The 22641-nt window shown below is 40.8% G+C and carries 22 protein-coding genes; 11 read left to right on the forward strand and 11 right to left on the reverse strand.

Going from position 1 to position 22641, the window contains the following annotated elements; all coding sequences use genetic code 11:
* Positions 1-26 precede the first annotated feature (26 nt).
* The 4 genes from AN389_RS00450 to AN389_RS00465 are packed head-to-tail and all read left to right on the forward strand — an operon-like array spanning position 27 to position 3427.
* On the forward strand, positions 27-587 hold the full coding sequence (locus AN389_RS00450) for a carbonate dehydratase (protein ID WP_055013555.1): 561 nt from the start codon (positions 27-29) through the stop codon (positions 585-587).
* Positions 577-1620 (forward strand): GTP-binding protein, encoded by a 1044-nt coding sequence (locus AN389_RS00455; protein WP_055018982.1) that lies wholly within the window; start codon positions 577-579, stop codon positions 1618-1620. The genes AN389_RS00450 and AN389_RS00455 overlap by 11 nt, the downstream gene beginning before the upstream one ends.
* Positions 1607-3235: an HAD family acid phosphatase gene (locus AN389_RS00460; RefSeq protein WP_055018983.1), complete on the forward strand. Its 1629-nt coding sequence runs from the start codon at positions 1607-1609 to the stop codon at positions 3233-3235. The genes AN389_RS00455 and AN389_RS00460 overlap by 14 nt, the downstream gene beginning before the upstream one ends.
* Positions 3236-3259: 24 nt before the next feature.
* Positions 3260-3427 carry an SEC-C metal-binding domain-containing protein gene (locus tag AN389_RS00465; RefSeq protein WP_055018984.1) on the forward strand — a complete coding sequence of 56 codons (168 nt, stop codon included), beginning with the start codon at positions 3260-3262 and terminating at the stop codon, positions 3425-3427.
* A gap of 89 nt (positions 3428-3516) precedes the next feature.
* On the opposite strand, the gene AN389_RS00470 is transcribed toward AN389_RS00465, so the two are convergent.
* Together AN389_RS00470 and AN389_RS00475 are read right to left on the reverse strand one after the other, a co-directional pair.
* Positions 3517-3960 carry a hypothetical protein gene (locus AN389_RS00470; RefSeq protein WP_055018985.1) on the reverse strand — a complete coding sequence of 148 codons (444 nt, stop codon included), beginning with the start codon at positions 3958-3960 and terminating at the stop codon, positions 3517-3519.
* A 1-nt stretch (position 3961) separates the two neighbouring features.
* Positions 3962-4540 (reverse strand): DUF3299 domain-containing protein, encoded by a 579-nt coding sequence (locus AN389_RS00475; protein ID WP_055018986.1) that lies wholly within the window; start codon positions 4538-4540, stop codon positions 3962-3964.
* A 79-nt stretch (positions 4541-4619) separates the two neighbouring features.
* Between AN389_RS00475 and AN389_RS00480 the strand changes: the two genes are divergently transcribed.
* Together AN389_RS00480 and AN389_RS00485 are read left to right on the forward strand one after the other, a co-directional pair.
* The gene (locus AN389_RS00480; RefSeq protein ID WP_408003038.1) at positions 4620-5330 is read left to right on the forward strand and encodes an ABC transporter ATP-binding protein; all 711 of its coding nucleotides are present in this window, start codon (positions 4620-4622) and stop codon (positions 5328-5330) included.
* Positions 5324-6562 (forward strand): FtsX-like permease family protein, encoded by a 1239-nt coding sequence (locus AN389_RS00485; RefSeq protein ID WP_055018987.1) that lies wholly within the window; start codon positions 5324-5326, stop codon positions 6560-6562. The genes AN389_RS00480 and AN389_RS00485 overlap by 7 nt, the downstream gene beginning before the upstream one ends.
* A 96-nt stretch (positions 6563-6658) precedes the next feature.
* Here the strand turns inward: AN389_RS00485 and AN389_RS00490 are convergent, their stop codons facing one another.
* A complete protein-coding gene (locus AN389_RS00490) occupies positions 6659-7159 on the reverse strand; it encodes a lactoylglutathione lyase family protein (RefSeq protein WP_055018988.1) in 501 nt (166 codons plus the stop codon).
* A 115-nt stretch (positions 7160-7274) separates the two neighbouring features.
* On the opposite strand from AN389_RS00490, the gene AN389_RS00495 reads away from it, so the two are divergent.
* Positions 7275-8141 carry a LysR family transcriptional regulator gene (locus AN389_RS00495; protein ID WP_055018989.1) on the forward strand — a complete coding sequence of 289 codons (867 nt, stop codon included), beginning with the start codon at positions 7275-7277 and terminating at the stop codon, positions 8139-8141.
* 37 nt (positions 8142-8178) lie between these two features.
* Here AN389_RS00495 and AN389_RS00500 read toward each other — a convergent pair whose 3' ends face one another.
* From AN389_RS00500 to AN389_RS00530, 7 genes are all read right to left on the reverse strand, one after another.
* On the reverse strand, positions 8179-9258 hold the full coding sequence (locus AN389_RS00500) for a heparan-alpha-glucosaminide N-acetyltransferase domain-containing protein (RefSeq protein WP_055018990.1): 1080 nt from the start codon (positions 9256-9258) through the stop codon (positions 8179-8181).
* Positions 9242-9880, reverse strand: a complete 639-nt coding sequence (locus AN389_RS00505; protein WP_055018991.1) for a hypothetical protein — start codon at positions 9878-9880, stop codon at positions 9242-9244. The genes AN389_RS00500 and AN389_RS00505 overlap by 17 nt, the downstream gene beginning before the upstream one ends.
* The gene (locus tag AN389_RS00510; protein WP_055018992.1) at positions 9873-12221 is read right to left on the reverse strand and encodes a GNAT family N-acetyltransferase; all 2349 of its coding nucleotides are present in this window, start codon (positions 12219-12221) and stop codon (positions 9873-9875) included. The genes AN389_RS00505 and AN389_RS00510 overlap by 8 nt, the downstream gene beginning before the upstream one ends.
* A 25-nt stretch (positions 12222-12246) precedes the next feature.
* Positions 12247-13425, reverse strand: a complete 1179-nt coding sequence (locus tag AN389_RS00515) for an MFS transporter (RefSeq protein ID WP_055017049.1) — start codon at positions 13423-13425, stop codon at positions 12247-12249.
* Positions 13422-14741, reverse strand: coding sequence for a lysine N(6)-hydroxylase/L-ornithine N(5)-oxygenase family protein (locus tag AN389_RS00520; RefSeq protein WP_055018993.1), 1320 nt, complete (start codon positions 14739-14741; stop codon positions 13422-13424). Before AN389_RS00520 ends, AN389_RS00515 begins: the two co-directional genes overlap by 4 nt.
* Complete coding sequence (locus AN389_RS00525; protein ID WP_055018994.1) at positions 14741-16279, reverse strand: aspartate aminotransferase family protein; 1539 nt, start codon at positions 16277-16279, stop codon at positions 14741-14743. Before AN389_RS00525 ends, AN389_RS00520 begins: the two co-directional genes overlap by 1 nt.
* A 365-nt stretch (positions 16280-16644) precedes the next feature.
* Entirely contained in the window at positions 16645-17322 is a 678-nt protein-coding gene (locus AN389_RS00530; RefSeq protein WP_055018995.1) for a haloacid dehalogenase type II, read from the reverse strand.
* A 307-nt stretch (positions 17323-17629) separates the two neighbouring features.
* Here AN389_RS00530 and AN389_RS00535 point away from each other — a divergent pair, with 307 nt between their 5' ends.
* Both AN389_RS00535 and AN389_RS00540 read left to right on the forward strand, forming a co-directional pair.
* On the forward strand, positions 17630-18802 hold the full coding sequence (locus AN389_RS00535; protein ID WP_055018996.1) for a hypothetical protein: 1173 nt from the start codon (positions 17630-17632) through the stop codon (positions 18800-18802).
* 27 nt (positions 18803-18829) lie between these two features.
* Positions 18830-19651 (forward strand): hypothetical protein, encoded by an 822-nt coding sequence (locus AN389_RS00540; RefSeq protein ID WP_055017053.1) that lies wholly within the window; start codon positions 18830-18832, stop codon positions 19649-19651.
* A gap of 160 nt (positions 19652-19811) precedes the next feature.
* On the opposite strand, the gene AN389_RS00545 is transcribed toward AN389_RS00540, so the two are convergent.
* A complete protein-coding gene (locus AN389_RS00545) occupies positions 19812-20603 on the reverse strand; it encodes a class III extradiol ring-cleavage dioxygenase (protein WP_055018997.1) in 792 nt (263 codons plus the stop codon).
* Between the two features lie 104 nt (positions 20604-20707).
* On the opposite strand from AN389_RS00545, the gene AN389_RS00550 reads away from it, so the two are divergent.
* Entirely contained in the window at positions 20708-21613 is a 906-nt protein-coding gene (locus tag AN389_RS00550) for a LysR family transcriptional regulator (RefSeq protein WP_055018998.1), read from the forward strand.
* A 1-nt stretch (position 21614) separates the two neighbouring features.
* A complete protein-coding gene (locus AN389_RS00555; RefSeq protein WP_055018999.1) occupies positions 21615-22562 on the forward strand; it encodes a LysR family transcriptional regulator in 948 nt (315 codons plus the stop codon).
* The last annotated feature ends 79 nt before the right edge of the window (positions 22563-22641 follow it).

Genomic DNA, 22641 nt, shown 5'->3' on the forward strand with positions numbered 1-22641 from the left:
AAAGCATTAATTAGTAAGGAATAAACATGTTAAGAAAAAACCCAAACGGCCACATGCCAAGCGTAGCGCAAAGTGCATTTATAGACCCAACCGCCATTATTTGCGGCAAAGTAATTATTGAAGACAACGTATTTATTGGCCCTTATGCGGTTATTCGCGCAGATGAAGTAGACGACACCGGCGATATGCAACCAATTATTATTAAAAAAAATTCAAACATACAAGATGGCGTGGTTATTCATTCAAAATCGGGGGCGGCGGTATCCATTGGCGAGCGTACATCTATAGCGCATCGTTCAATTATACATGGCCCGTGCAGCGTAGGGGATGATGTATTTATTGGCTTTAACTCGGTAGTATTTAGATCAGAAATTGGCAATTGTTGTGTAGTAAGGCATAACTGTGTAATTGATGGGTTAGATTTACCTAAAGACTTTCATGTACCGCCAATGACCAATATAGAACCCGGCTTTGATTTAAACAGCATAAGCAAAGTGCCGCCAGAATATTCAACATTTTCTGAATCGGTGGTGTCGGCAAATCACGATTTGGTAAAAGGTTACAAGAAATTGGCTAATGAACTCTAATAAGCAAACGCTAAAGGCAATACCCACTAATATTATTAGTGGGTTTTTAGGTGCCGTAAAAACCAGCACTATTGTATCGCTACTTAAAACCAAACCACTCACTGAGCGCTGGGCAGTATTAGTAAACGAATTTGGCGAAGTAGGTATTGATGGCGCGCTACTTAATGGGCAACAAAGCCCAAACAGTGGTGTATTTATTCGCGAAGTACCCGGTGGCTGCATGTGTTGTACCGCAGGCGTGCCAATGCAAGTTACACTTAATCAGCTGCTAAAACAAGCAAAACCAGACAGGCTTTTAATTGAACCCACAGGGCTTGGCCACCCAAAAGAAGTATTACAAACACTTTCATCATCGCATTATAAAAATGTACTGAGCTTACAAAAAACAATTACTTTAGTTGATGCCAGAAAGCTCAATGACTCACGTTATACAAGCCATGCTACGTTTAATCAGCAAATTGATATTGCAGATATTATTGTAGGTAACAAGCACGATTTATACGCTCAAAATGACACTGAAACATTAACTGATTATGTAATAAGCCGCGCAAACCAAACACAGCAAATTGTATTTACTACACAAGGTGAAATAGCGCCTGAGTTGTTACAAGGTGAGTGCGACTATAACCAATCGGCGCCTTGCACTGCGCATACTCATACAAACTCAGCCATTAATATCCGTGAAGTGCCGTTACCCACAAATGGCATACTGTGCATTAAAAATAGCGCTCAAGGCTATCAAAGTATTGGTTGGCGTATTAGTGCAGCACACATACTTAGTAAAACCGCGCTGCACGCTTTGTTTAGCAACTTAAAAGTAGAGCGAATTAAAGCTGTTATAAAAACAGACGAAGGGTTTGTAGGCTTTAACCTAGCGGAGCAAACCTTAACCGTTACCCCCTTAAACGATTGCCAAGAAAGTCGTATAGAAATAATAGCGATACAAATTAACTCTATGTGGGAACAACAACTCATGAACTGCTTAATTAATAATAAAACCAACTCAGAGAAAACCAACCATGAACACATTTAATACATTAACCATTGCTTTAGTCAGTGCGCTTAGTGTTGGCTGTACATCTAACCTAGCCAAAAATACTAATGAAAGTTTTTCAGCGCAGCCGGCCTCGCAGCTACAAGCACAAACTCTACCTGCTTTAAAAATAGCGACTTGGAATGTTGAGCACCTTGCATACCCAATAGATACAGGCTGTAGAGCCAGAACGCCTAGCGATATTGAGGCTATGAAAGCCTACGCAAATAACTTAAATGCTGATGTAATCGCCCTGCAAGAAGTGGCTTCTAAAGAGGCGCTAGAGCAAATATTCTCTGAAGACGACTGGCAACTAATGGTATCGAGTAGAGCGCCTAGCCCTGCATATACGTGTAGAAAAACAGGGGCTAAATCTACCCAACAGAAAGTCGCTTTTGCGGTTAAAAAAACAGTGCAGGTATTAAATATTGAACCCTTTGAACCACTTGGTCTATCAAAAACAGGGCTGCGCTACGGATTACAAATAACAGTTAATACACAGCAAGGACCAACCGATATACTTAACGTACATATGAAAAGCGGCTGTTTTGTAGACGACTACTTAAAAAGCGACTCACCCGCGTGTAAAACTTATGCACAACAAGCACCTGTGCTTAATAGCTGGGTTGAAAAACACGAAACAGCAGGCACGCCTTACGTAATATTAGGTGATTTTAACCACCGTATATCAGCGCCTTACAATAGGTTAACCCGCACTTTATTAAGTGATGAGCGCTCAACTCGTATTACAACCAGCCAATTATTAGGGTGCCAAGCACGCTATCCGGCGCCTATCGATCACATTATTGTTGGCGGTATGAATGCACAAAATATAAAAGCGTCGGCTCAGGTACATAAATTCAAAAATATGGATAACAAAGCCATGTTGAGTGACCACTGCGCTGTATCGGTTTCACTTGCTGCTAATGCGCACCCACTGTCGTCGGCAGTGTTATGGCAAACAACCAGTAAAGAGTACAAAGCACTAGCAACTACAACCTATGAACAAGCAAAAGCAGCAGTAATGCAATTGCCAAACACAGGAAGTAACTGGGTAGCCGTGATGGATGTTGATGAAACCGTGCTTGATAATTCAGCTTATCAAAAACAAACCGAGCTTAACGGCAAAGGATATACACCACAATCATGGCAGGCATGGGTTGCAAGCAAAAAAGCCACACTGGTACCTGGTGCTAAATCGTTTATAGAAACAGTGTATAAACACGGCGGAAAAATAGCGCTTGTTACTAACCGTAATAAGCAAAACGATTTACACACGTGGAATAACCTTAAAGCCGTTGGCTTGCCTATAACGGTTGAAAACACCTGTTTAATTGGCCGTTCAGAGGCTGACAAAAACGCCGTTAATAACAACGAATTTATTAACGATAAAGACTTACGCCGCCAACAAATAAAACAAGGCACAGCCGATTGTTTTTCACCAAGTGGGCAAAATAATAACTGGCAGCAACCACAAGTTATTAAATTTCAGGTGGGAGATAACATAGAAGATTTTAGCGGCGTAACACAAGAAAGCGCCAATATAAAAACGCTACAACCCAAGCTTGGTAAATCATTATTTTTACTACCAAACCCTATGTATGGTTCGTGGTAAATACTATTAAAAAGGAAGAGTAATATGACCGATAAATCACCAGCCCCAACAGGCTCAGGCTGCACTAACACAAGCTGCTGCCCGCCACCGCAAAGCCCTGTAACACGTGACGCGCCAAAGGTAGGGCGAAACGATCCGTGTGTATGTGGTAACGGCCGTAAATATAAAAAGTGTTGTGGTAAAAACGCATAAATTGCAGCAAAGCTGCTTTTAATTTAGGCATAAAAAAAGGGCTAACGTTACGTTAGCCCTTTTTGTATTTAACCTAAATGTAAGTTATATCAACTGGCCGCCACACTTATTTTTTGTTCAAGCGTGAAGGGCTTTGCATTTAAAATACCGTTAATTTGAATGACGATTTCACTATTGCCTGCTTTATTTGCCACATATTTTAAACGATGAATACCGCGTGTACTGGCAAGTTGCACAGAAGCAGCCCCAGTTAATTTTATATTTTTAGGTACAACAAATTTTACACTTACCGCGCTGTAACGTTTTGGTACTAAGTAACTAAAGCTTGCCGTGCTGGGGTTACCCACTTTTACCTGTGCTTGTTTAGCGTGTTCAAACGAGAAATTTTGTAAAATAGGAGGCTGAAAGTGTTGCCGAGCAAAAGGATGAAACTGATTTAACCCCACGCCCGCATGAAACTCACACGCACCAGCGCCTAAAGAACTCAAAAAAGCTAAACCGCACAATCCTCGTTTTATATTTATGTATTTCACTTTAATCCTCGTACGGTAATACATTGTCTAACTTAAGCTGATAAGCCGATGTGCCTAATTCGTTTTCAACGGTGTTTATAGTCAGTGTGCCTTCAAACCAAAATGCGTCATACAGGCTTTTAAGATCAACACCTTGATCAAACTTCACGTAAATTATTTGGTTAGGTGGCGGCGGTGGCATATGTAGGCACGCACCAAAATAAGGCACAATAAAAAATTCGCTAATACGTTTACCTTCTTCTGATTCAAGCGGCACTATAAAGCCAGGTATACGCAGCTTTTTATTGTTGTAACTTTCAATCACTCGTACTGAACTTAAAGCTTGCTGATAGCGTTTATCTTGCTCGTTATCAAACGCTTTAGCGTCCAGGCTATTTAATGTGTCTTGCTCTGAGCCATCTACGATCTCTTCTAAGTATTCAGGCGGATTTAGCAGCGCGTCTAAATCATCTTTAGGCATCAACTGAATCCACTCTATTTCTTCGTAGCTTGTACTTTGAGCCGCTGACTCACAAGTAAATACTAAACTGGCCACGGCAATAACACACCAAGCAACCATGTTAGTTACATATTTTGACATATTTTTATCTCAATTAGCTTATTGCTTAACTAAAAACGTTATAACATATCAACACTTATCAAACCATAGGAGTCTCATCGTGCCTAATACAATTTCTGCGGCCTCAACTCCCTTTGCCATACACATTAACCAACTTAGCTATAAGTACCACAAAGCCGATAAAACCTCGTTTTGTATTCCTACTTGGCAAATAAAACAGGGGGAACAGGTATTTTTACATGGCGAATCTGGCTCAGGTAAAACCACATTACTTAATTTATTAGCAGGGGTGCTCACACCGCAAAGTGGCGATATAGCCTTACTTGAGCAAGCATTTTCAACGCTTTCGTCAAAAAAGCGCGATAAATTTAGAGCGCAAAACATTGGCGTGGTGTTTCAGCAATTTAATTTAATACCGTATTTAAGTGTTTTAAAAAACATTCAACTTGCTAGCTACTTTGCTAAAACGGGCAATACGCAAATAGAGCAAGAGGCGAGCGCACTGCTTTTAGCGCTTAAATTACCGACGACTATTTTGCACAAAGCAGCAAATACATTAAGTGTTGGCCAGCAGCAACGTGTAGCTATTGCCCGCGCTTTAATAAATAAACCTAAACTGTTATTAGTTGACGAACCCACCTCGGCATTAGACGCCGCATCGCGCGATGCATTTATGACCCTGCTAATTGATTTATGTAAGCAGCACGGCATAACGCTTGTATTTGTAAGCCACGATATGCACTTACAACAATTTTTTGAGCGCAGTGTAAATGTAAATTCGCTTTTAAAAGAGGAGGGCAGCAAATGCTAGTATCGTTAGCGTGGAGCAGCTTAGCCAGTAGGCGCAAATCGGTCATACTTACTTTTTTATCATTACTAATAAGTATAAGCGTGTTGTTAAGTGTTGAGCATATTCGCCAGCAAGCCAAAGAGAGCTTTAACAGAACCATCTCTGATGTAGATATGATTGTGGGCGCACCTAGCGGGCAGTTAAACCTTTTACTTTATTCGGTATTTAGAATGGGCAGCCCCACCAGTAATATTAATTATAAAAGCTATGAAACCCTAAAAGGCAGTTCATTAGTCAAATGGGCAATCCCTATTTCGCTTGGCGACTCGCATCGTGGTTTTAGAGTGATGGGCACCAATAATAGCTACTTTGAACACTTTAAATACGGCACTAAGCAACCACTTACTTTTAGTAGCGGCCAGCCATTTAACGCATTATTTGAAGCGGTAATAGGGGCCGATGTAGCCAAAAAGCTCAATTATAAAGTTGGCCAAAACGTAGTGATTGCTCATGGTATTGGTAACACAAGCTTTACCCATCACGACAACACCCCCTTTATAATTAAGGGTATACTTAGCCCAACAGGCACACCGGTCGATAAAACAATACATGTAAGCTTAAACGCCATTGAGGCCATACATTTATCACCGGCAAAACAAGCTAAATTACTTAACAATGTAGACTCAGTAAACACCACACCCGAGAGCATTACCGCAGTAATGCTGGGTTTAAAGTCTAAGTTTTCAACCTTTAAATTACAGCGCGATATAAACAATTATAAAGCCGACAGGTTAATGGCAGTGTTACCTGGTGTTGCCATGACCGAGCTTTGGCAAATGATGGCAACGGTTGAAAACCTATTACGCATTATTGGTATTTTGGTGTTGGTATCGTCGTTATTTGGCTTATCAACCATGTTACTTGCCTCTATGGCACAACGTAAAAACGAAATTGCCGTGCTACGTGTATTGGGCGCAGGGCCAAGCGTTATTTTTAGCTTAGTACTGGTAGAGGCGTTAATTTTAGTAATACTGGCAAGCGCAGCTGCAACGGCTTTACTTAGCTTAACCTTATGGCTTTTAGGTGATTGGCTAGGCGCTACTTATGGCTTATTTTTAAATGCAAACATGCTTAATGTAGAAACGCTAAAAGTAATAACGGTTATTACTGTTGCGGCTATTATTACCTCAGCTATACCCGCGTATGAGGCCTATAAAAATGCCCTACATAGCTCGCTTGGTGCTAAAAGTTAACACCTTTAAAAATTTAATCATGTAATAAACAAAAAGGCCGCAGTAATAAATACTTCGGCCTTTGTTTTAAACTATGTACTTTAAGCTAAGTGCGACTTAGTAAGCGCCTGCGCTGTAAATAAGCTCGTAGCTGTGGCTGTAAATCTCAAGGATGTTACCAAACGGGTCTTCCATGTAGATCATGCGGTATGGCTTTTCGCCAGGGTAGTAGTAACGTGGCTCTGGCATACGCTTTTTACCCCCTGCAGCAACAATACGATCTGCTAAGCCTTCTACATCTGGGTCTTGTACACAGAAATGAAAGATACCGGTTTTCCAGTATTCAAAGTTATCTTTAGGGTTTTCTTGGTCTTTAAATTCAAAAATTTCTACACCAATACGGTCACCTGTTGAAAGGTGCGCTATTTTAAATTTTTCCCAATCTGGACCAAATACATCGGTACACATTTCGCCAATGGGGCTGTTATCTTCAGTGATCACGGTAGGCTCCATTATGGTGTACCAGCCCATCACCTTAGTGTAAAACTCTACTGCTTTTTCAACATCCGGTACTGAAATACCAATGTGCGAAAAACTACGTGGATATGTATGACTCATAATATGTCCTCTTTTAACGTGTAGCTTGTTTTGTAACGAGTTGATGGAGTTAGTTTACGAATCAGCCTTTATTAAGTAAAATTATCATTAATCATCATTTTGAGTACGTTTTGTAATGATAAACCCGACATGGTTAAATACATTTTGCACCTTGGTTGAGGTAAATCATTTTACCCAAACAGCCGAACGCTTATTTATGACCCAATCTGGCGTAAGTCAGCACATTAAAAAGCTAGAGCAGCAAGTAAACTGCGCGCTATTAGAGCGCCACGGTAAACAATTTACCCTTACCGTACATGGGCAAAATTTGTATCAACAAGGCAGTTTATTATTAAAAGAATGGCAATTTTTAGAACAACAATTAAAAGATGATTCGCCTTACAGCGGCTTGGTAAAAATACAATCGCCAGGTAGTTGTGGGCTACAATTTTATAGCCAGTTGTTAGCGCTGCAGGCAAAGCATACCGAGCTTAATATTGATTATCGCTTTGCACCCAATACAAGCGTAGAGCAAGCCGTAGCAAACCACAGTGCCGACATAGGGTTTTTAACTCAAGCTCCCACACTTAGCGAAGTTACTAGCCACAAAATTGGTAAAGAAGCCTTATTATTAGTAACGCCCGCACATATTAAAAACCCAACGTGGGAGGTTTTATGTGAGCTTGGCTTTATTGGCCATCCCGATGCAAAACACCACGCGCAGCTGCTACTAAGCGAAAACTACAGTGAGTTTGAACATGTTGATCAAATTAAGCGCACGGGGTTTTCTAACCAAATAAGTTTAATACTGGAGCCGGTAAGTTTAGGGCTGGGTTTTACGGTTTTACCTGCGCATGCAGTAAGTGCATTTAATAAACCCGCGCTTATAAAAGCGCATTGTTTAGCAAACCCCATTAGCGAAAATATTTATGTATGCCATAACCGAAATAGGCCAATGGCAAAGCGCATGAATACCGTAATTGAAGCAATAAAAGCAGGCTAGGGCGCCTGTAACTGCGCCCGTAAAGCCCCTTTACAGTTTATGCTGCACGTTTAGGTTTTTGCTTAAAACCAAGTAGAGTTAACTTAGTTTGCAAATACATTTTGTGTACTGCAAAAGTGAGTAAACTCATAAGCGCCATTAGGCACAACGTTGGCACAAGCGACTGCGTATGATAACCAAACACACCCATAAACCAGCAAATAAGCACCCACTGAATAACATACAAAGCGGTAACATGTTTGCTCGCATATAAAAGGGCCCGAGTAATAGGGCCATTAAATTTATTTGCAATGGCATACTCTATAAAAGCTAAAGCACATAAATTTAAGCCAATTAAATAAATAATACCGCCGCCATTTAAGTGAAAAAAGTTACCAAACTGGCCTTTAAAATCAATAAATAACCATGCTGAACCAATGATTAGTAACGCAGCCCCTAACTTTGCGCACACGCTAAATAAGTACGCTGCATTATGCTGGCTATTTATGTATAAACGCCCAAGCACGTAGCCGGTTAATATAGCGCTTATCCACGGAAATACCGGAAAATAAACTTGGTAGTTATTAGCAAAAAACAAATCGCTAATATAAGGCGAAAGCGCAAACTGCTGCCCCCTTACAAACTGGCTTACAAGTGCAATAGCAACGGCTAAAAAAGCAATCCATGAGGTTTTCCAGCGGGCAATATTAAGCGTACCAAACAGCAATAAGCTAACCCCGGCAAGTTGTAAAATATCACCTGTCAGCACCATAAATTGTAACTGCCCAGCACTCAATGGGCTTTGCCAGCCATACGCATTTATAAACGCCTCGGGCATGGTATTAAATACCTCAATAGGTAACCAAAACTTTGCCGCATTCATTAAATAGGCAAGTAGTAAAAGCTGTATGCCGCGCTTAATTAACAGCAGGGGTGTTTGCCTACGCGAAAGCGCCATAGATAGCCCCATTGCCACTAAAAACGAGGCGGTACCTTTACCAAGTATATGGATTACAGCACCAAATAGGCTTTCACTTTGAAGCGCTGTGCTTGAGTACATCCATAACGTGTGGACTAAAATCATAATAAAAACGCTCGCACCTCGGGCAAGGTCAATCGTTTTAAGACGTGTGTTCATTGCTTTTAATATCCTTTTTAGGGCAGGTTTGGCATTTGTTATAACCTGCTAAATAATAACGACAGCACGTTAAGCGCTCGGCCGTTAATTTAAATGGGGTGTGTAAATTAAAGTGATTACTGATTAAGTTATGTAGCTGTTGATGGCAATGCGTAATGTGCTCAGCACTTGCTAAATTTAAGCTATGAGCGCGCTCAAATGCGCTGTTAAGGGTGTCGAGTAATAAGCGCCCTTGCTCTGTATTACTCAGCGCATAATCGGTATTTATCCACTTACCTACACAGTTAATAAACTCAATAAGAACATTGTTTTGATCAGTTTTACTTAATATAGGCCCACCTGTGAGGTTAAAACCCCGGCTGTAAGCACCGCTAATATTTAACTGTAAGTGCATGGGGTTATGCGCGTTGTGTTTACACGTATACCAATAACAATAGGCATACATAGTTTGCCAACAAAGCTGCAAATATAAATGCCGGCTAATAAATTGCGTAGGCGCATGTGGGTAATGCGCCTTGCAAAAAACCGCTAATTTGCGCACTAAATCTAAGCTTGGGTAAGCCGCTGCAACCGGCTCATTTGGGCTAAATAAAAAGTGCGCAAGGGTTATGGGCTTAGCCATACAGCGTTGCCGATACCGGGTTATTTAAACTTCCGGCAAACTGTAAGCTGCCTGCGGGGTCGGTTAAATCAACCATTTGTTTATTATTGCCAAGCTGTAAGCGGTTTAAGCAAGAGTGCGCAAATTCATCACTAAAAAAGTCATACTCTTTAAAGCGCGCATTTAAGGCCGGGTTGGCTTGTTGATACACTTTTACACTTTGCGCAACGCCGTGCCAAAAATCGTGCTCGGTTATGCGTTTTTCTCTTACTAAAATAGCGACTAGGTATCTGAAAAAGCAGTCAAATACATCGGTAAATATACTTAGTAATTCAAGCTCTTTAGGCATAGCAATATGAATGCGCGATACTTCCTCAGGCAAAGACTCAGTGCTGTTAAGTAGCGCCACTTCTTCACCTATGTCTTTCATGTAGGCGCCTACAGGTACTGAATTTTTAAGCTTTAAAATGAGGTTTTCGCCGTGGGGCATAAACACCAGTTTATGAGCATAAAAACAATGCACTAACGGGATAAGGTAGGCATTAAAGTAGCTTTGTAGCCAAGCGTTTGCATTTAAGCCGCTTTGATCTATTAATGCACCTGCCATACTTTTACCGTGGTTATCTAGATGCAGCAATGCGGCCATGGTAGTGAGCTGCTCATTATTTTGTAAATTATGGTTTGGGTTTTCGCGCCATAAACACGCAAACATTTTACGGTACGGCGTATCGCCCAATGCGCTTTGCTCAAAGGTGTGATGCACATACCCTAACGTGGCGTACTCTCTAAGCGCTGTAAAGTTACACGCGCTAAGTGTTGGGTCGTGGTTTACTTTATTAAACACCCAATCGTTTATGGCCGGAGTAACCGCCATATAAGCGCGCGAAAGCCCGCGCATAAAGCCCATATTTAAAATAGACAGCGCCACTTTTAAATACGGTTTATGTGGGTGTGAGCAGTTATATAACGTACGAATAGATTGCTGCGCTTGATATAGATCGTCACCTTCACCTAAATACACTAAGCGGTTATTGGCAAACTCGTTAGCAAACACCACACTTAATTTGTGTTGGTACTGCCACGGATGGGCAGGTATAAATAGGTAGTCATCGGGGTTTAGATTTTGCGCTTGTAGCGCTTTGTTAAACGCATCACGGGTCGTTAAATCAAGCTCGTCACTAATGTGGCTTGGGTAGTCACTAAAATATTCACTGTGGGCAAAATCACATACTGTTTTGTGCGCCGCTAACCACAGTACTTTAAACGGTTTGCCTATTTCTGGCGCATAGCGTAAAAAGTCGCTTTTGCTAAAGCCAATTCGGCCATTATTAGCCACAAACGCAGGGTGGCCTTCGCTCATTGCCGCCTCTATTTGTTGCAGCCCTAATTTCGCAAGTTCGGCTGCGCTAAGGGTGTTATTTTCGCGTTTATAACAGGCACTGGCAAGTGTGGCATTAAGCTCTTCAAGGTAGGTGGCTAAACGCTCGCCAGTTAACCCCAGCGCAGGGCCTTGCACACTAAAAAAGTGCAGCACATCAAGCGCTACTTGCTCATTGTTAAGGTTATAAAAGCATAAACTTGGCTCGTCTATATCTATGTGGTTAAGCGCCATAGCGCGGCCGTTAAATAAAAAGTAACCCCCTTCAATATTTACTTTAAAACCGTGCGGGGTTTGCTCTGCAACCAATAAGCGCTCGTGTACAAGTTCGCTAATGGCTTTACTTTGTAAGTGCCTATTTGCCCACTGCCAATGATCAAACTTTACATAGTCGGTGTTTATGGGGGCTTGGATTTTGTGGTGTAAATTAACGTGCGCTTCAAACGCGGCTTTATTACAAAACCCAAGGTATGCGTTTTTCTCACCAAGGGTTATTTGCTTAGTATGCACAAAGCCTAAACGCTTATTTAAGGTATGAATTTTACTATTGGCAATATCGGGCTCTACCACTACGCGCGCATTATCGTTATGGGTAAAAATACTGTGTAATACACACTGCATTATTTCAAAGCTAAAATGGCGTTTTGGCCGTGTATTTGGGGCAAGTAAAATGTGCATGCCGGTATCGTTTGGCATTACCTCATAGGCAGCCGCAAGTAGCTTGTCGTGCACGGGGTTGTAAAGCTCAACAAGGGCTAGTAGCTCATTATTTTGCTCAATAACATACGCATGATGATGCGGGTTGTTTATTATATCTTGGTAGGCGCTGCACATTTGCTCGGGTGTGTGTTTATTCATACCCCAAAAATGCGCATAAGGCAGGGTAAGCCACTGGCAAATGATAGGCATATCGCTTTGCTTTAGTAACCGCATAGTCACATTACCTGTGTGTTGTAACGTGGTTACAAAAGATGAAAAATACATAAAAACTCCTAAATCTTTTTAATTATTAAGTGGCTGTGTGTGCGGCTTGGCTAACAAATTTAACGCGCCAGAGCAAAATAGCGCCAAGGCTTGCAAAGCCAATGGCAGCAAAGTAAAAAGGCACGGTGGTATTAAAATATTCCACACTCATACCCACCAATAACGACGCTAAAATAACGCCAATATTTTGCGCAACATGCACTTTGGCAAAATCACTGCCGTAGTGAGCAGGCTCACTTTTAGCAAATAACATAACCTCTAATAAAACCATTACTTGAAACAGCGCTATACCGTATAGAATGCGCGAGCTGACGACTAACCACACCGACTCTTGCGCCTGTAAATAAAGCCCAATAGCGCCAAAAATAAGCGCGCACGAAAATGTACTGGTGCGGCTAAGCGTAGGAAGAGGTAAATGCTGCCTAAAGTGGTTAAACAAAAGCATTAGTAGCGCTGCAAAAGCAGGAATGGCGTACACAAGCGCACTTTGAAATGCACTGCTTTGCGCACTCATTCCTTGCCAATGGGTCGTAAAAAATGGCCTAATTAAAAAGGCGCTAAAGTAAACAACCACGCTTATAAAACAAAATTGCCATATAAAATAAGGTGTGCGAGTACGTGGTTTTTCGCTTTCAGTCGCTTGCTGATAAATACCTAGCTTTAAGCTCAGCATTAAATAGGCGCACAGCAGCACTTGTATTACATCGCCCGCCGCACTTAATAACAATGCATAACGCGGTTCGTTTAAACTAAAAAAGTAACCGCCCACTAACGCGCCGCCAATAGCACCAAAGTGCATAAGTACCGAAAACAACCCAATAATAGAAAGGTGCTTACTTTGCTGCTCTAAACGCAGTGCAAACGGGTAGATAAGCAAGTAGCTGGCTTTAAGCACCAACATAAACTGGTAATAAAACCAAAATTCCCACACGTTAGTTGCAAAATAACAAAGCAAACCAAAGCATGCGGCAATCACTTGGGTTACAAGCCAAAGAGCCAGCTCGTGGTATTTTTTGACAACCTTTGCCCACAGCGGTAATGCCAACATAACCGTAATACAACAGTTAGCTACAAACACCCCAATAAGTGTGGGGTTACTTACAGAAAATTCGCTGGCAAAAAATTGCGGATAAAACGGCAGTAATAAGGTGTCGCACACCACCGAAATAACCGTAAGCAAAATAAGCGCTAAACGTAAACTCATGCGGCGTTACTCTTTTGCTGTGAATGGGTTTCTACATCGCTTAAATCAAAACACTGAAATGCAATTTTTTGCTCAACCTGATACGGCGCATAACCGAGTATTTCGCGCAAAATTATACTATTTCGATAACACGCCATGCCTAAATCGGGGGTTACAAAACCATGGGTGTGCTGCTCTGCATTTTGCACAAATATACGCTTTTGGTCGGTATCTATTGCGTATTCACGGCTTACTATATAACGGCCTTGATCGTCTTCTGGTAGCTGCTGCGCAATGGGGTTTAAAAAAGCGGGGCGCTTGTATTTAAAGCCCGTGGCACAAATTAAATAATCGGTTTTTATTTTAAAGGCTTCATTTAGCTCTTGATGGTAAAACTCAGTCACTAAGCGCCCAGCACTTTTACGTGTATTAGTAAGCTTGCTGTTAGTTTTAAACGTAGTAGAAATTGGCCCATCTAAGCTTTGCGCGTAAAGGGTGTCAAAAATGTCATTAATTAAATCGCCATTAATGCCTTTAAATAAGTTTTTTTGATTTTGATTAAGCCAATCTCGTTGCTCGGTCTTTAAATTATAAAAGTAATCTACATACTCAGGTGAAGTCATCTCAAGAGTGAGTTTGGTGTACTCCAGCGGGAAATAACGCGGCGATCGCGCAATCCAATCTAGTTGTAAACCGTTTGGCACGGCTTGCTGTAATAAGGTGTGATAAATTTCGGCAGCACTTTGCCCAGCACCCACAACCGTAACGCGTTTAGCAGCTTTTAGCTCATCTAGGCGGTGGCAAAAGTCGCTACTGTGCAGTACGTTATTTGAATTACTTTGCACTGCGCAATCAGGAATGTACGGGGCAGGGCCGGTGCCAAGCACTAAGTGGCGCGTAACATAGTGCTGCTCCCCATTTGGGGTGTTACAGGTAACGGTATAGCACTCACTTTGCTGGCAAAATTCAACCTTGGTTACACTTTGCTCAAAGCTTACGTTACTCAGCTGCGAGCACACCCACTGGCAATAGAGGTTGTATTCTTTACGCAGTAAAAAAAAGCTCTCACGAATATAAAATGGGTATAAGCGGTTATTAAGCTTGGCATAATTTAAAAAACTGTACTTGCTGGTAGGGTCTGCAAGAGTCACCAAGTCAGACATAAATGGCGTTTGCAAAGTAACACCTTCTAGCATCATGCCGGGGTGCCAATCAAATTGGCTACGCTGCTCTAAAAATAAGCTTTTAACGCCCTCTAGTGGCTCACTTAAACACGCTAACGATAAATTAAACGGGCCAAGACCAATGGCTATAAAGTCATAAGGTTGGTTGCTCATTATTTTTGCTCCTTATACGTTTGCCACGCAATAGTGCTAATTTGCTCAAGCACAGCGCGCACATCGCTCAATTGGCACTGGGCATTAAGTAACGTAAATTTAAGATAATGACGGCCGTTAATTTTGGTGCGTGCAATCATTGCGTCGCCGGTGTTTAAAAATGTTTGGCGCACGTGCAGGTTTAGGGAGTCGAGTAAATCGGGATTTTGTTTTAGCGCCTCTGGTGCAAACCGAAATACCAGTGCGCTAAGCTCTGGGTAATTTATAACTTCAAAATCAGGGTGGTCGTTAAGTACAATGTGGGTTTGACGAGCAAGGCCAATTACTTTATCAAACGCTCGCCCAAGTGGCGCCTCGCCCATGGTGCGCAGTGTTAACCAAAGCTTTAGGGCATCAAAACGGCGTGTGGTTTGTAAGCTTTTATCAACTAAATTTGGCGTGCCATTGCCGGCCTCAGCTAATGGGTTTAGGTAGTCGGCGTAAAGGGTAATATGGCTAAAGTGGCGTTTGTCACTTAATAAAAACGCACTACAGCTAACCGGTTGCATGAACGATTTATGGTAATCAATGGTAATTGAATCTACTTGTTCTATGCCATTTAAAGCACTACGGTGATGCTCACTTACCAATAATCCGCCGCCGTATGCGCCATCAACATGGCACCAAAGCTGCTCTTTTTTGGCAAGCTTTGCTATGTCTTCAATTGGGTCAATTGAGCCAAAATCGGTGGTACCGGCGGTAACAACTACGGCAATAGGTAAATCGCCCTTGGCTTTAGAATCGGCAATTGCGTGGTTAAGCGCGTCCATATCCATTTGCATTTTATTGTTTGTGGCCACAGGTACTACCGCGTTATAACCTAAGCCCAATAACGCCGCAGCCTTTTGAATACTAAAATGCGCTACCTCTGAGCAGTAAATACGAAAACGCGAGGCGACATCAGGCAAACCTTGTAGTTTTACTTCATGATTTGGTGCATAACGACTCACAGCTACTTCGCGTGCAACTAACATGGCCATTAAGTTCGATTGCGTACCACCACTGGTAAAAACGCCATCGGCAGTGCTTGGCAGCTTTGCTTTTTCACAGCTCCAATCAATTAATTTTTGTTCAATAAGAGTCGCGCCAGCGCTTTGATCCCAAGTATCTACTGAGGTATTGATTGCGCCAATGATGTGCTCAGCCACAACCGCTGGGTAGGTAACGGGGCAATTTAAATGCGCCATATAACGCGGGTGATGAAAATACACAGCGTGATCTAAATACACACTTTTAAGCTCGTTTAATACCGCCGGGAAATCAGCGAGAGGTTTAGCTAAATCTACATCGTTAACAGTGGCGGCAAGCGTATTAACCGCCACGCCAGAAAACGGCTTTTGCGCTTTAGCCATAGCTTGTTGTACAGCCGAAAGCCCCTGCAAAGACGCTATTTGGTAGTTAATAAACTGATCGAGATTAAATTGAGGAGGTAACCCGTTTTGCTCAAATATTGCTTGATTTTCGACAGGGCTGAGCTGCGCCGATTGTAATTGTGACATATTCGCTCCTTGGTTGTACTTATATTGGGGCTGAGGATCTTAATAGTAACAATTTGCATTTACAATAATGATTAAGGGTTAGATATCGGTTTATTTTCGCATTTATAAGTGATTGATTGGTTATAAGGAATTACTTTAAAAACTAACAAAGTATATAAAATGAGCTATGAGAGGGTGCCAAAATGTGTGCTAAATAATGACAGTTTGTAAAATAGTTCGATAGTTGAAATATAAGAGTTGAGAAATGGGGGGTAGCTAAAAGCGGACGTATTATAAGTGGGCAGTACCACTATAAGAAGTAAACCCCCTTTACAACTCGGTTAAACCTTAAGTGCTAAAGAGGGATATAAAAGTAAAAAAGCAGCTTAATTGATCTCTTCGAGCTTGTTTTTCAAATCCACTAAATCAGTGGCAACCGTATTAGGCTGAATTTCCCACGGATCAAAAATAGAATCTTCAGAGCGCTTTATCCACGCACCGCGCATACCATGTGAAATAGCGCCGGTAATATCAAACGGGTTACTCGAAATAAGCCACGTGTTTGCGCCCGTTGAGTTAGTTTCGCGTAAAAAATGGCTGTAAACACCTGGGTTTGGCTTAAATGTTTTCATATCGTCGGCACTTACAACACCTTCAAAAAACTCACTAATACCAGCGGTTTCGAGCAATTTATTTACCGCATCAGCAGCGCCATTAGAAAACGCAAACAATCGGTAGTTTTGTGCTTTAAGTTGCTCAAGGCCTTTTTTCACATCGCCAAAGGCAGGTAAAATTTTATACTGCTCAAGCAGTTGCTGCTTTTGATCATTACTAAGCTGGGTTTTATGCGTTAAACAGGCGTAATCGAGGGCATGTTTAGTACATAACGAAAACGGTATATAGTTTTGCATTAACCCACGCCTAAACGAATACTCTAATTGTTTTTCGCGCCATGTATTTGAAAAGTTTTGCGCGTCATCGCCAATCATATCTTCAAGTAATGACAATACGCCGTGAGTATTTATAAGCGTGCCGTATACGTCAAATGCAAGTGTGGTTGCCATATTTGCTCCCAATAAGTTTAAGTTACTTGTAGGTTAGTCGCTCTGAGCTTAACTTACTTTGAACGATTGCTCAAATTAATAAAGCTTATTTGCTTTAGGCGCTAAAGTGTTAATTATCATATTGGTAAAAAGGGGCTATCTTTGTTGTTGATTACTTTGATAGCTGATTAAAAAAGAGTGGAGCTTAGCTAGTTAAAAACCACAGGATACTATTTTTCAGTATTATAATTTGATTTAAAAATACACTAGACGAAATGTTTACGAATAGATATTATTTGTTCCTATAAAATGTAAAAGGATGAACATTATGACTTGGAAGCACTCAGGGAAAGCATCGGCTTTTGAATATGTAGCCTTAGATGAAAGTGTAGCTCAATCTTATAACTTGATTTATAACCCAGTAGAACTAAAAAGTACTCGGATTTTAATAACGAAACAAGCTTTAGCTATGCTTGGCAGTTTAAATCGATTTGATCAACAAAAAGTTATCGAAGAAATTACTTTTGTTTGCAATAACCCCAATAGTTGTAGTTCAGTTAAACACAGCACTCTCCCATTTAAACGCTTATTTCACTCTAAAAATCAGTTCAAGTCTTATCACTATTTAATTGACTTTAAAATCACTGCAGATAGTCAAGTTGTGATTCACGATATATACTTCGATACTAATGCCACTGGACCAAAGCCAAGAGAAAGTCTAGAGCGTAACATGCTGTATAACGTCAAACGTCAAGGTGGACGCTTTAATGGGGCTTGGGATAGTGATGAGTTACAGCAAAGTAAAGATTCATGGGGATTATCTGGTTCTGGCGCCACTCAAGTATCTAATCAGCATGCCGCAGTTAATGGAATGCAGAATAGTCTAAATAAAGCTACTTGGTTAATGGGTGCTCATTTAGATGTAGCTTACCCTAAGGATAGTTTTGATACATACACTTTATTTCACAACCCAACGGATCGCATGCTCTATGACGTTGTTGAGTGCATATTTGATAAACGTAAAGGGACTAAATCACAAAATGCACAACATTTAGCGGCTATTTTTTTTCAATCTCAGCAACAGGGGAAAAAAATAAAATGGGTCGTGCACAGTCAAGGTGCTATTATCTTTACTGCGGCACTTGAAGAATATGCTAAAACCCACACTTTTAAACTAACTTCCCAACAAGTAGCCGTTCACTCTCCTGGAGCGTACCTTCCACGATTAAAATCCGCAGCTGCGAGGTTAGGTATGTTAGTGCATCAAGCTAATAGTAACCCGTTTGACTTAGTACCTAACCTGGCAGGACAAAATAATTTATCCCCAAGCAGTTTGGTACGTAGCTTAAAGTTTATGGGGTTAACTTTTTTAGGTACAGAATTAACTAGTCCCCATACGTTACCATATCTGGGGCTCGAGTCTTACCACACTCAACTACGCTTAGCTGGCAATCATCGTAGAGCACAAGATGTACTAAACTATATAGAAAAAAATACATAAAGCGGTTGTATTGAGAAGGATATTTAGATGCTATTGAAAAAAATACTCAGGAACTACCGCGGAGGCCCTGATTTTAAAAATATTCAGGAAGATTATTATTACCTTGACGGTGAGTTTAAATTAACAGTTGCACTTCCAGTTTGTAACCCATTAAAACCACCTAGAACAAAAATTATAAATTATCCTTATACAGAACCAAACTGGTTTGAGAATCATCATAGTCAAATTCGTCACTCGAAATATATTCCAATTCACGAGTCTTATTGGTTTTACTGGCCTCTATTTCGTACTCCAATGACAGGTGAGTTAGGAAACTTGCGTCTAAATATTACCCTTGGAAAGCTATTATCTCCCGTTGCTAGTAGTGAAGAACTTGGTCTTGCCATTCTGAAAGAATATAACGACTATTATAATTCACCCTCAATAGGAAAATATTTTAAAGGACATAACACTGAACTAGTTAATGAAATAGAAGCTCATTCTGCTCGTCGCGCCACACCATTTTCAGATGAAGAAAAGCAGGAGCAAATAGAGTCTCATATGTTTAATGCCGGCTTCCCTGAAATATCTCAATTTAATGAATATAAATTTAATAATATTGAGTGGATAAAATATACTGAGCTTCGTTCTAATGAAACAAAGAAAAAATACGTTTTTGCAACGTTATTAGATAAAAAACACTACCTTATGGCTAATTTTACATTCGATCTAAATATGTCCCATAATGATAAACCTTGGTATAAAGATGCCAATGCAGCTATAGCTCCTATAATGGAAGGAATTACGCTTAAACAATTAGAAAACATAAGTGAGGAAAAAAAGTTACTAAATGACTCTTTTGATAACTAAACAAATTGTAATTTAAAAATATAAAATCAAAGTCCTAGTTTCTTAAGAGCCCCCCTAGCTTTATACCTTCGTTTAGTTACTCTAAATTAACCACTCTTGTAAACCCCCATTACACTTTGATTAAATAAACGACTAGGTGCTTGCACTGTACTAATTAAAATTAATAAAACTTATACGCATCGAGCGCTAAAATATCCATTTCGGTATCACTAAAGAGTTTTTCAACCTGCGTGCCGCCTGCACCCATTGCCGCAAATAATGGTAAAAAGTGTTCTTGAGTAGGGTGGTTAAATAACACATGCGGTGCTTGGGTTAAATAATCTAACAGGGCGGCTGTGTCTTGCGCTAAAAGCGTTTGTTCAACCCATTGAGTAAACTCATTAACCATTTGCACACGATTGGGGGTAGGTGGCTTTTTAAATATTTCGGGTAGATTATGGCTAATCCCGCCGGAGCCAATAATTAATATATTTTGCTCGCGAAGTGGAGCAAGTAACTGACCGAATTCGTACATGGCCTTTGCGCCTAAACGCGTATTTATAGACACCTGCACGATAGGAATATTAGCCTGTGGGTACATTAAGCGCAGAGGTATCCATACGCCATGATCCCAACCTTGGGTTGCATTAAGCTCGGCCTCAATACCTTTGTCTTTAAAGCGCGCTGCAATATCGTTAGCAAGTGAAGGCTCGCCCGGTGCGGGATATTTAATGTTATACATATGGGCAGAGAAATTATAAAAGTCGTGAATGGTTTTGGGCGCTTTGCCTGCAGTAATCACTATGTTGTTGCTTGCGTCATTGTTAGCAACATCAAAATGGGCCGAAAAAATAATAATAGCGCTCGGTGTTTTAAGCATTTTACTAAGCGATGTTAGAAAATCAGAAGTGGGAGATTGCTTAATTGCCATTATTGGCGAGCCATGTGAAATAAATAAAGTGGGCTGAACCATGCTATTACCTAATTAGTCTATTTTAATATGGCCACTTTATTGCTTTTTAATTTGGTGATAAATATGCTATTTATTTATAAATTACAAACAACGTATTGTTAATTATGGACAAGCTAATCACCATGAAAACTTTTGTGAGCGTAGTGCAAGAGGGTTCATTTTCTAAAGCCGCCGATAAACTCGATATATCCCCGCAATTGGTGAGTAAATATGTATCAGCACTGGAAGAGGGGCTGTCTACCCGTTTATTGCACCGCACCACACGAAAAGTAAGCACCACAGAAGCGGGGGATCACTATTTTACTCGCTGCCTACAAGTACTTGGCGATATAGACGATATGGAAAACTCGCTTAATAACTTAAGCGAAAACGTATCGGGTGTACTGAGTATTAGTGCGCCTATGTCGTTTGGGGTTAAGCATTTAGCACCACTGCTGGTTGAGTTTCAAAAGCAATATCCAAATTTAAAGTTAGATTTAAAACTCACTGACCAATTTATAGATATAGTTGAGCAAGGCATTGATATAGCGCTGCGTATTGGGGTGTTAAAAAACTCATCCCTTATTGCTAAAAAAATAGCGCCTATACGCTTAGCGGTATTTGCATCGCCTGCGTATTTAAAGCAGCACGGTACACCCACTACACTGCAAGAGCTTCAACAACATAATTATTTACGCTACGCCAACGCAGAGCCTGCTAAAAGGCTTACAGGGGTTAATGAACTTAAAAGCGAGTTTAAACTTGAAAGTAACTTAGTGGCTAACAATGGCGATTTAATACTAAATACAGCCATTGCAGGCGGCGGCATTGCTATGCAACCTACCTTTATAGCTGGTGAGGCACTCGCGCAGGGTAAAGTTGTGCGTATTTTACAAAAGTTTGAGCCTGAGCCTATGGGGCTTTATATGGTGTACGCAAACAGGCAGTTTTTACCTAGTAAAGTGCGCGCATTTGTTGACTTTACTAGTGACTATTATGGCGATGTGCCTTATTGGGATTTAGGAGAATGACATGTCGATAACCAATCAATTAGTGTTATTTGTAGATGTAGTGCAACAAGGCTCATTTGCTAAAGCTGCCGCCTTAAACGATATGGATAATTCGTCACTTTCTAAACAAATTAAAAAGCTTGAAAGTAGCTTAGGTGTGCAATTACTTAACCGGTCTACGCGCTCGTTTTCGCTTACCTCAGCAGGGGATGAAATACTCCAACAAGCGCACATTCTTATAGATACCCTTAGTGATATTCACAATATTGCCGACTCCTACCAAGCCAAACCTAAAGGCATTTTACGCATAACCTCGGGCATGTTTTTTGGGCAGCAATATATTCAGCCTGTTATTAATATATTTATGCAAAAGTACCCAGAGGTAAAAATTACCCTGATGCTTGATGATAAGCGCAACGATATTATTAGCGACCATTACGATTTAGCGTTTAGAATTGGCAAACTTGACAACTCAAACCTAATGGCAAAAAAAATATCTGATATGCATTTTGCCTTGGTTGCCTCGCACGATTTTATAGCGCGCCATGGTATGCCAAATACACCTGAGGAGCTTTTAGCTTTACCTGCAATAGTTTATGGCAATGGCGATGTAAGCCTAGATCAAGTTAAATTAAGCACACAACCTCATGGTGATGAATTCAAAACCCATAAAATGAAGGGCAATTATAAAGTAAGTGACGTACGCGCTATGCTTGATGCCACTAAAGCGGGCTTAGGGTATGTGATGCTTGATTTATTTAACCTAGAAAAACCCATAGACGAAATGGGGTTAGTGCCACTTTTAACGAATTATAAGCTTAGCGCATCGGGCACTGGTATTTATGCGCTTTACCCGCACCGTAAGCAAACGCCACTGGTAAGCGAATTTATAAAAACGGTACAAGAGTATATTGGCAGCCCAGCATTTTGGGTTAATCATATTCCTAATTACAACAAGTTATATAATTAATACCAATCCGCATTAATACTTAATCATTTTCAGGGGCTAAACGTGTCGCTATCTGCGTTAAAAAATTCTCATTTAGAAC

The sequence above is a fragment of the Pseudoalteromonas sp. P1-7a genome, assembly GCF_001401855.1.
GTDB lineage: Bacteria > Pseudomonadota > Gammaproteobacteria > Enterobacterales > Alteromonadaceae > Pseudoalteromonas.

Bases quoted from the DNA above. Each gene is read 5' to 3' on its own strand.
- AN389_RS00455 (WP_055018982.1), top strand. From the start codon at position 577: ATGAACTCTAATAAGCAAACGCTAAAGGCAATACCCACTAATATTATT.
- AN389_RS00520 (WP_055018993.1), bottom strand. From the start codon at position 14,741: ATGAGCAACCAACCTTATGACTTTATAGCCATTGGTCTTGGCCCGTTT.
- AN389_RS00515 (WP_055017049.1), bottom strand. From the start codon at position 13,425: ATGAGTTTACGTTTAGCGCTTATTTTGCTTACGGTTATTTCGGTGGTG.
- AN389_RS00525 (WP_055018994.1), bottom strand. From the start codon at position 16,279: ATGTCACAATTACAATCGGCGCAGCTCAGCCCTGTCGAAAATCAAGCA.
- AN389_RS00530 (WP_055018995.1), bottom strand. From the start codon at position 17,322: ATGGCAACCACACTTGCATTTGACGTATACGGCACGCTTATAAATACT.
- AN389_RS00450 (WP_055013555.1), top strand. From the start codon at position 27: ATGTTAAGAAAAAACCCAAACGGCCACATGCCAAGCGTAGCGCAAAGT.
- AN389_RS00465 (WP_055018984.1), top strand. From the start codon at position 3,260: ATGACCGATAAATCACCAGCCCCAACAGGCTCAGGCTGCACTAACACA.
- AN389_RS00475 (WP_055018986.1), bottom strand. From the start codon at position 4,540: ATGTCAAAATATGTAACTAACATGGTTGCTTGGTGTGTTATTGCCGTG.
- AN389_RS00510 (WP_055018992.1), bottom strand. From the start codon at position 12,221: ATGTATTTTTCATCTTTTGTAACCACGTTACAACACACAGGTAATGTG.
- AN389_RS00485 (WP_055018987.1), top strand. From the start codon at position 5,324: ATGCTAGTATCGTTAGCGTGGAGCAGCTTAGCCAGTAGGCGCAAATCG.
- AN389_RS00555 (WP_055018999.1), top strand. From the start codon at position 21,615: ATGTCGATAACCAATCAATTAGTGTTATTTGTAGATGTAGTGCAACAA.
- AN389_RS00550 (WP_055018998.1), top strand. From the start codon at position 20,708: ATGGACAAGCTAATCACCATGAAAACTTTTGTGAGCGTAGTGCAAGAG.
- AN389_RS00490 (WP_055018988.1), bottom strand. From the start codon at position 7,159: ATGAGTCATACATATCCACGTAGTTTTTCGCACATTGGTATTTCAGTA.
- AN389_RS00535 (WP_055018996.1), top strand. From the start codon at position 17,630: ATGACTTGGAAGCACTCAGGGAAAGCATCGGCTTTTGAATATGTAGCC.
- AN389_RS00505 (WP_055018991.1), bottom strand. From the start codon at position 9,880: ATGGCTAAGCCCATAACCCTTGCGCACTTTTTATTTAGCCCAAATGAG.
- AN389_RS00500 (WP_055018990.1), bottom strand. From the start codon at position 9,258: ATGAACACACGTCTTAAAACGATTGACCTTGCCCGAGGTGCGAGCGTT.
- AN389_RS00460 (WP_055018983.1), top strand. From the start codon at position 1,607: ATGAACACATTTAATACATTAACCATTGCTTTAGTCAGTGCGCTTAGT.
- AN389_RS00495 (WP_055018989.1), top strand. From the start codon at position 7,275: ATGATAAACCCGACATGGTTAAATACATTTTGCACCTTGGTTGAGGTA.
- AN389_RS00540 (WP_055017053.1), top strand. From the start codon at position 18,830: ATGCTATTGAAAAAAATACTCAGGAACTACCGCGGAGGCCCTGATTTT.
- AN389_RS00545 (WP_055018997.1), bottom strand. From the start codon at position 20,603: ATGGTTCAGCCCACTTTATTTATTTCACATGGCTCGCCAATAATGGCA.